This window comes from Pseudomonas sp. MYb327 (assembly GCF_040438925.1).
GTDB lineage: Bacteria > Pseudomonadota > Gammaproteobacteria > Pseudomonadales > Pseudomonadaceae > Aquipseudomonas.
The window spans coordinates 6072360-6080000 of sequence record NZ_CP159258.1; the positions used below are offsets into that span (position 1 = coordinate 6072360).

9 protein-coding genes (1 of these 9 cut by a window edge) are annotated in these 7641 nt (G+C 56.5%); 8 read left to right on the plus strand and 1 reads right to left on the minus strand.

The genetic code is table 11. The features are described 5' to 3' along the window. Positions 1-16: 16 nt before the first annotated feature. Together ABVN21_RS27520 and ABVN21_RS27525 are read left to right on the plus strand one after the other, a co-directional pair. Positions 17-751, plus strand: coding sequence for a tetratricopeptide repeat protein (locus tag ABVN21_RS27520; protein WP_339555102.1), 735 nt, complete (start codon positions 17-19; stop codon positions 749-751). Further along, positions 751-1086 carry a YqcC family protein gene (locus ABVN21_RS27525; protein WP_339555103.1) on the plus strand — a complete coding sequence of 112 codons (336 nt, stop codon included), beginning with the start codon at positions 751-753 and terminating at the stop codon, positions 1084-1086. The genes ABVN21_RS27520 and ABVN21_RS27525 overlap by 1 nt, the downstream gene beginning before the upstream one ends. A 50-nt stretch (positions 1087-1136) precedes the next feature. Here ABVN21_RS27525 and ABVN21_RS27530 read toward each other — a convergent pair whose 3' ends face one another. After that, positions 1137-1556 carry a DUF4124 domain-containing protein gene (locus ABVN21_RS27530; RefSeq protein ID WP_339555104.1) on the minus strand — a complete coding sequence of 140 codons (420 nt, stop codon included), beginning with the start codon at positions 1554-1556 and terminating at the stop codon, positions 1137-1139. A gap of 400 nt (positions 1557-1956) precedes the next feature. Here ABVN21_RS27530 and ABVN21_RS27535 point away from each other — a divergent pair, with 400 nt between their 5' ends. From ABVN21_RS27535 to msrQ, 6 genes are all read left to right on the plus strand, one after another. Beyond that, complete coding sequence (locus tag ABVN21_RS27535) at positions 1957-3681, plus strand: acetolactate synthase 3 large subunit (protein ID WP_339555105.1); 1725 nt, start codon at positions 1957-1959, stop codon at positions 3679-3681. Positions 3682-3683: 2 nt separating this feature from the next. Further along, positions 3684-4175, plus strand: coding sequence for an acetolactate synthase small subunit (gene ilvN, locus ABVN21_RS27540; RefSeq protein WP_003176102.1), 492 nt, complete (start codon positions 3684-3686; stop codon positions 4173-4175). A 45-nt stretch (positions 4176-4220) separates the two neighbouring features. Then, entirely contained in the window at positions 4221-5237 is a 1017-nt protein-coding gene (gene ilvC / locus ABVN21_RS27545; RefSeq protein ID WP_003228216.1) for a ketol-acid reductoisomerase, read from the plus strand. A gap of 144 nt (positions 5238-5381) precedes the next feature. After that, entirely contained in the window at positions 5382-6239 is an 858-nt protein-coding gene (pssA, locus tag ABVN21_RS27550) for a CDP-diacylglycerol--serine O-phosphatidyltransferase (RefSeq protein WP_339555106.1), read from the plus strand. 63 nt (positions 6240-6302) lie between these two features. After that, positions 6303-7316 carry a protein-methionine-sulfoxide reductase catalytic subunit MsrP gene (gene msrP, locus ABVN21_RS27555; protein WP_339555107.1) on the plus strand — a complete coding sequence of 338 codons (1014 nt, stop codon included), beginning with the start codon at positions 6303-6305 and terminating at the stop codon, positions 7314-7316. Beyond that, positions 7316-7641, plus strand: the 5' portion of a protein-coding gene (gene msrQ / locus ABVN21_RS27560) for a protein-methionine-sulfoxide reductase heme-binding subunit MsrQ (RefSeq protein ID WP_338583055.1). The gene runs 295 nt beyond the window's last position; only the first 326 of its 621 coding nucleotides appear in the window; it begins with the start codon at positions 7316-7318; its stop codon lies beyond the right edge, outside the window. Before msrP ends, msrQ begins: the two co-directional genes overlap by 1 nt.

Consider the following 7641-nt stretch of genomic DNA (forward strand, 5'->3'; position numbering starts at 1 on the left):
GCAAAGAGGGTTTCAAGTGAACAAGTGGTTGATTCCAGCAGTTACAGCCGTGGCTTTGCTCAGTGGTTGCTCCACCGTGCAGCGCGGGTCGATTCCGGTACAGGACTCCGGCACGGCCGTCTCCAATAGTGAGCGGGTCTCGGCGAATGGCGGCTTCCGTCAGACAACGGTCAAGCGTCCAGCGCAAGCCCAGGTTCAGGAAATTCCGCAAGGCGATACTGGTGTGGTGGTGATGGTGCCAGGTGCTGGCGCCACGACTTCGACGCCGATCAGCACTACACCTATTACTCCTGGTCCGATTACGCCGGGGCCGATTGATACCTCGCCGGTCCAGTCCGCACCGATCAATCAGGGCAGCTACAGCATGCCGTCGACGCCGAGCGGAATTCCTTCGGCCAGCTCTGGCGGCCTGTCCGCCGACGAGCAACTGGACGGGCCGGTTCTCGCTCTGTTGACCACAGCGCAGCAGCAACAGGCCAGCGGTGACCTCAATGGCGCCTCTTCCAGCCTTGAGCGTGCCCAGCGTGTCGCTCCGCGGGAGCCGCAGGTGCTTTATCGTTTGGCGCAGGTACGCATGGCTCAAGGTGATGCAGCGCAGGCCGAGCAGTTCGCTCGTCGAGGGCTGACTTTCGCCAACGGTCGTCCGGCGCTTCAGGCCAGCCTGTGGGAATTGATCGCCCAGGCGCGTGAGAAGCAGGGTGATTCCGCTGGTGCAGCAGAAGCCCGTCAGAAAGCCAAGGTAACGTCGTGATGGATGTACGCTTTCCGAAGATTGCCGAGCAATTGCTGTTGATCGAGCGCGAGCTGCGGATTCAGGGCTGGTGGGACGACGTTGCGCCATCCGCCGAAGCGCTTTCCAGCGTAGAGCCGTTTTCGGTCGATACGCTGGATTTCGAGCAGTGGCTGCAATGGATCTTCCTGCCGCGCATGAAAGCGATCCTGGAGCAGGATCTACCCTTGCCGAACGCATCGGGGATTCAGGAGATGGCCGAAATGGTCTTTGCCGGACGCAATGTCCAGGGCAAGGACCGGCAGCTACAGGTTCTGCTCAAAGAGTTCGACCTGCTGATCTCCGCCTCCCGCTGACGCTGATCCTTTGTAGAGCTGACTCATTCACGAGACAGCTCCTACAGGAATTACTGGCAGTTATCTGCGATCTGTTTCTGCGTTTCGCCAATGCGCTCCTGCCGCTGAGCGTCATCCAATCGTCGCAATTTTCCGTCCACTTCTTCTCTTAATCGCGGATTGTTCTGCAGCTGCGCCAGGTTCCTCCGTGCCTGTTCACAAAAGGTCTTCAGTTGAGCCTGTTGATCGGCAACTTGTCGTTTGACGTCTTTATCAATGGCCTGTTGGTCACCGAGCGCGCCGGTAGGTGAGGGTAAGGCCGGCTTTCCGGAAGACGACGAGGGCTTGACCACGTTTGCTTGCTGGCCTGGAGGTGGCTGCGCATCAAAGTGCGTCACACCTTGGGCGTCGACCCATGTGTAAATCTGACCGGCAATACTCAATGGGCTCAGGCCAACTAGCAAGCTGGCGGTCAGGAAAAACGTTCGCATGCCAATTCCTTGTCTCGGGTTGCGCAATTGAAGCTAACACACATGCAATTTCGCGGTTTTTTCTTGCTTTCTCATGTGCTTACTTCAATAAAGCACATAGACGACTTGACTTGCAGGGGACGAAACAGAAGAATCCAAAGTCCGCTGTACAGGGACTGCCAGAAGCAGACCCTCTCAGCAGATCATGAGGCGCACACCCGCGCCGACCTGTTACACCCGCAACGCGTTACCTCGCGCTGGGTGGGAAAGGCCCGCAACACTTGGGACGATCCCAATACTTGCTCAGTCAGTGCTGACGTAGTCGGCGACCACCGTCGCTCATGCTCTGCAGAGAAGTAAACCTATTAAGACCCGTCCTATTTTTCGTGGGCGGTATTCTGGCGTTTTAGAGGTGAGCAACGTGGAGCTTTTATCTGGCGGTGAGATGCTCGTCCGCTTTTTGCGTGACGAAGGCGTCAAATATATCTACGGGTACCCGGGTGGTGCTCTTCTTCATGTCTACGATGCCCTGTTCAAAGAACCGGAAGTGACCCACATCCTGGTTCGTCATGAGCAAGCGGCTACCCATATGGCTGACGGTTACGCACGTGCCACCGGTAAAGCCGGCGTGGTACTGGTGACTTCCGGCCCGGGCGCAACCAACGCCATCACCGGTATCGCTACGGCGTACATGGACTCCATTCCGATGGTGGTCATTTCCGGCCAGGTGCCTAGCACCATGGTAGGTACCGACGCATTCCAGGAAACCGACATGATCGGCATCTCCCGGCCGATCGTGAAACACAGCTTCATGATCAAGCACGCGTCGGAAATTCCGGAAGTCATGAAGAAAGCTTTCTACCTGGCGCAATCCGGTCGTCCTGGTCCAGTCGTTGTCGATATCCCGAAGGACATGACTAACCCGGCCGAAAAATTCGAATACGTCTTCCCGAAAAAAGCCAAGTTGCGCTCCTACAGCCCAGCCGTTCGCGGTCACTCCGGGCAAATCCGCAAGGCGGCAGAAATGCTCCTGGCGGCCAAACGTCCAGTGTTGTACTCGGGCGGCGGCGTGATTCTCGGCAACGGCTCGGCGCCGCTGACCGAACTGGCGAAAATGCTCAACCTGCCTGTGACCAACACGTTGATGGGGCTGGGCGGTTTTCCTGGCACCGATCGTCAGTTCATCGGCATGCTAGGTATGCACGGCAGCTACACCGCCAACCTGGCGATGCACCATGCTGACGTGATCCTCGCAGTCGGCGCGCGTTTCGACGATCGCGTGATCAATGGCGCGTCGAAGTTTTGCCCGAACGCCAAGATCATTCACATCGACATCGACCCGGCTTCGATTTCCAAGACCATCAAGGCAGACGTGCCTATCGTTGGCCCTGTCGAGAGCGTCCTGACTGAAATGGTCGCGATCCTCAAGGAAATCGGCGAGACCCCGAACAAGGAGTCCGTTGCCAGTTGGTGGAAGCAAGTCGACGAGTGGCGCGGTGATCGCGGCCTGTTTCCTTACGACAAGGGCGACGGCAGTGTTATCAAGCCGCAGGCCGTGATCGAAACCCTGTGTGAAGTGACCAAGGGCGATGCGTTTGTAGCTTCCGACGTGGGCCAGCACCAGATGTTCGCCGCGCAGTACTACAAGTTCAACAAGCCCAACCGCTGGATCAACTCCGGTGGCCTGGGCACCATGGGCTTCGGTTTCCCGGCGGCCATGGGTATCAAGCTGAATTTCCCGGATGATGATGTCGCCTGCGTAACAGGCGAGGGCAGCATCCAGATGAACATTCAGGAACTGTCGACCTGCCTGCAATACGGTTTGCCCGTAAAAATCGTCATCCTGAACAACGGTGTACTGGGCATGGTTCGCCAGTGGCAGGACATGAGCTACGGCAGTCGTCACTCTCATTCCTACATGGAATCGTTACCTGATTTCGTCAAGCTGGCGGAAGCCTACGGTCACGTGGGTGTGCGCATCACCGATTCGAAAGAGTTGAAGTCGAAGATGGAAGAGGCGTTCGCCATGAAAGATCGCCTGGTGGTGATTGATATTTCGGTCGACACCAGTGAGCACGTCTACCCGATGCAGATCAAAGACGGCTCCATGCGCGATATGTGGCTGAGCAAGACGGAGCGTACTTAATCATGCGGCACATTATTTCCTTGCTTCTGGAAAACGAACCCGGCGCTTTGTCTCGCGTAGTCGGCCTGTTCTCGCAGCGCAACTACAACATCGAAAGCCTGACCGTGGCACCAACCGAAGACCCGACACTGTCGCGTCTGACGTTGACCACTGTCGGTCACGATGAAGTCATCGAGCAGATCACCAAGAACCTGAACAAGCTGATCGAAGTGGTAAAACTGGTCGACCTGTCGGAGAGTGCTCACATCGAGCGTGAACTGATGTTGGTCAAGGTCAAGGCCACCGGCGCCCAGCGCGCCGAGATCAAGCGCACTACCGATATTTACCGTGGGCAGATCGTTGATGTCAGCGCCAGCGTATATACCGTTCAACTGACCGGTACCAGCGACAAGCTCGACAGCTTCATTCAGTCCATCGGCACCGCCTCGATTCTGGAAACCGTCCGCAGTGGCGTCACCGGCATCGCTCGCGGCGACAAAGTACTCAGCATTTAAACCAAATTAGCGAATGGCCTGAACGGCCTGATATAGGGGAAATTCATGAAAGTTTTCTACGATAAAGACTGCGACCTGTCGATCATCCAGGGCAAGAAAGTTGCCATCATCGGTTACGGTTCCCAAGGCCACGCTCAAGCGTGCAACCTGAAAGATTCCGGCGTTGACGTAACTGTTGGCCTGCGTAAAGGTTCGGCTACCGTTGCAAAGGCTGAAGCACACGGCCTGAAAGTGACTGACGTTGCTTCCGCTGTTGCCGCTGCAGACCTGGTCATGATCCTCACTCCGGACGAGTTCCAGTCTTCCCTGTACAAGAACGAAATCGAGCCAAACATCAAGAAAGGCGCCACCCTGGCCTTCTCCCACGGCTTCGCGATCCATTACAACCAGGTTGTGCCGCGTGCTGACCTCGACGTGATCATGATCGCGCCGAAGGCTCCAGGTCACACCGTACGTTCCGAGTTCGTGAAGGGCGGCGGTATCCCTGACCTGATCGCTATCTACCAGGACGCTTCGGGCAACGCCAAAAACGTTGCACTGTCCTACGCTGCCGGCGTTGGTGGCGGTCGTACCGGTATCATCGAAACCACCTTCAAGGACGAAACTGAAACCGACCTGTTCGGCGAACAAGCCGTTCTGTGCGGCGGTACCGTTGAACTGGTCAAAGCCGGTTTCGAAACCCTGGTTGAAGCTGGCTACGCGCCGGAAATGGCTTACTTCGAATGCTTGCACGAACTGAAGCTGATCGTTGACCTCATGTACGAAGGCGGTATCGCCAACATGAACTATTCGATCTCCAACAACGCCGAATACGGCGAGTACGTGACCGGCCCGGAAGTGATCAACGCCGAATCCCGTCAGGCCATGCGCAACGCCCTGAAACGTATTCAGGACGGCGAATACGCCAAGATGTTCATCAGCGAAGGCGCTACCGGCTATCCTTCGATGACCGCCAAGCGTCGTAACAACGCCGCTCACGGTATTGAAATCATCGGTGAGCAACTGCGCTCCATGATGCCGTGGATCGGTGCCAACAAGATCGTCGACAAAGCCAAAAACTAAGTCGAACGCTTGTACGGAAAACGCGGCTTAGGCCGCGTTTTTTCGTTTGGGTGGCCGGTTCTGGTATAAAGCTGCATCGTTTGCGGCCGAACCGTCGTCCCAGACACCTGTCGAAACTTTCCACCCCGTTGCAAGGTATTGTCCATGAGCGAACGTCCCGAAGAGCCAAACCAGGCTTCTGACGCCGAAAGCCTGCTGCCCATCGATGAGCATGTCGAAGAAGGGCATGACGCCGAAGGCCGTAAAGTCCGGCATCGTGGCATCTATCTTCTGCCGAATCTGTTCACCACTGCGAACCTGTTCGCAGGGTTTTATTCCATCATTAACTCGATGAGTGCACAGGCAGCCCTGAGCGCCGGTGATTCGGTCAATGCGAGCAAGTATTTTGCATTCGCAGCTATCGCGATTTTCGTCGCCATGGTGCTCGACGGCCTCGACGGTCGTGTCGCCCGCATGACCAATACCCAGAGCGCGTTCGGTGCCGAGTACGACTCGTTGTCGGACATGGTTGCCTTTGGTGTCGCGCCGGCCTTGCTGGCGTTTGGTTGGGCCTTGGGCGACATGGGTAAAGTCGGCTGGATGGTTGCTTTCATTTATGTAGCAGGCGCGGCGTTGCGTCTGGCGCGCTTTAACACTCAGGTCGGTACAGCCGATAAACGCTATTTCATTGGTCTGGCTAGTCCGGCTGCGGCGGGTGTAGTGGCAGGGATTGTCTGGGCGTTCAGCGATTACGGCATCCAGGGCTCCAAGATGTCCTTCCTGGTAGCGTTGATGGTGGCTGCGGCCGGCATGCTGATGGTCAGCAACATCAAGTACAACAGCTTCAAGGAACTGGACCTGAAAGGGCGCGTTCCGTTCGTGGCGATCCTTGCGGTGGTCCTGGTGTTCGCAGTGGTGTTCAGCGATCCGCCGCGCATTCTGCTGTTGGTGTTCCTCGCCTACGCAGCTTCCGGTCCGGTGCAGTACTTGTTACATCTTCGTCGGCGCAAAAGCGTCGAGTGATGTAATTTCCCTCATACTCCGCAGTCTGTTGGTGCATCTGTTCTCCAATGCTGCGGAGTAGCCATGCTGATCAAAGTCCCAAAAGCGTCCGACTGCCTAGAGTCGGACGTCACGCCTGAATCCTTCTATCTTTCTCGTCGCCATGTATTGGGTGCTGCCGTTGCCGGACTGGCCGTGAGCGGTCTGCCTCGATGGGCGGTGGCCGATGAAACGGGTCGTTATCCGGATGTCGAACCTGGCAAGGCGCCTTCCTGGTTCAGCGAGAAGCTTCCTTCCACCCAATGGGGGGCGGTTAACGTTAAAGATGAGGCGATCACACCCTTCAAGGATGCGACCCACTACAACAACTTCTATGAGTTCGGCACCGAGAAAGGTGACCCGGCTGCCAACGCTGGTGCGCTGAAGACTGAGCCATGGACTGTGGTCGTGGATGGGGAGGTGGGGAAACCAGGGCGATACGCGCTGGAAGACTTTATGAAGCCTTATCAGTTGGAAGAGCGTATCTACCGTCTTCGCTGTGTGGAGGCGTGGTCGATGGTTATTCCATGGATAGGCTTCCCCATTTCGGCTTTGCTCAACCAGGTCGAACCAACCTCAAAGGCCAAATTCATTCGCTTCGAAACCCTGCAGGATCCCAAGAGCATGCCGGGACAGCGTTCCGGTTTTGCCTTGATCGACTGGCCTTATATAGAAGGGCTGCGATTGGATGAAGCCATGAATCCTTTGGCGATTCTGGCGGTGGGGATGTATGGGCGTGAGTTGCCGAATCAGAACGGGGCGCCGCTGCGTTTGGTAGTGCCGTGGAAATACGGGTTCAAAAGCATCAAGTCCATCGTGCGGATAAGTCTGGTCAGCGAGCAGCCAAAAACCACTTGGCAGAGTATTGCGTCGGACGAGTATGGTTTCTACGCGAACGTGAACCCTACGGTCGATCATCCTCGCTGGACCCAGGCCCGCGAGCGACGACTACCGAGTGGTCTGTTCAAGCCGAATGTGCGTGACACGCAAATGTTCAATGGCTATGCGGATGAAGTCGCTTCTTTATATGCAGGGCTCGATCTGCGGAAGAACTACTGATGCGATATCCGTTTTGGCGCGTGGGTGTTTTTGTTGCTGCGTCGATCTGGCCACTGTTGTGGTTGTATCAGGCTTGGGCGGATGTTCTTGGGCCAGATCCGGGCAAGGTGTTGGTTGATCGATTGGGATTGGGCACGCTTGTGCTTTTGCTCATTACATTAAGCATGACGCCGCTGCAGAAGCTCACGGGGTGGGCGGGGTGGATTGCTGTGCGGAGGCAATTGGGTCTTTGGTGTTTTGCTTATGTCGTTCTGCACTTGAGCGCCTATTTGGCATTCATCCTGGGATTTGACTGGTCGCAGCTGGGTGTCGAGTTGCGCAAGCG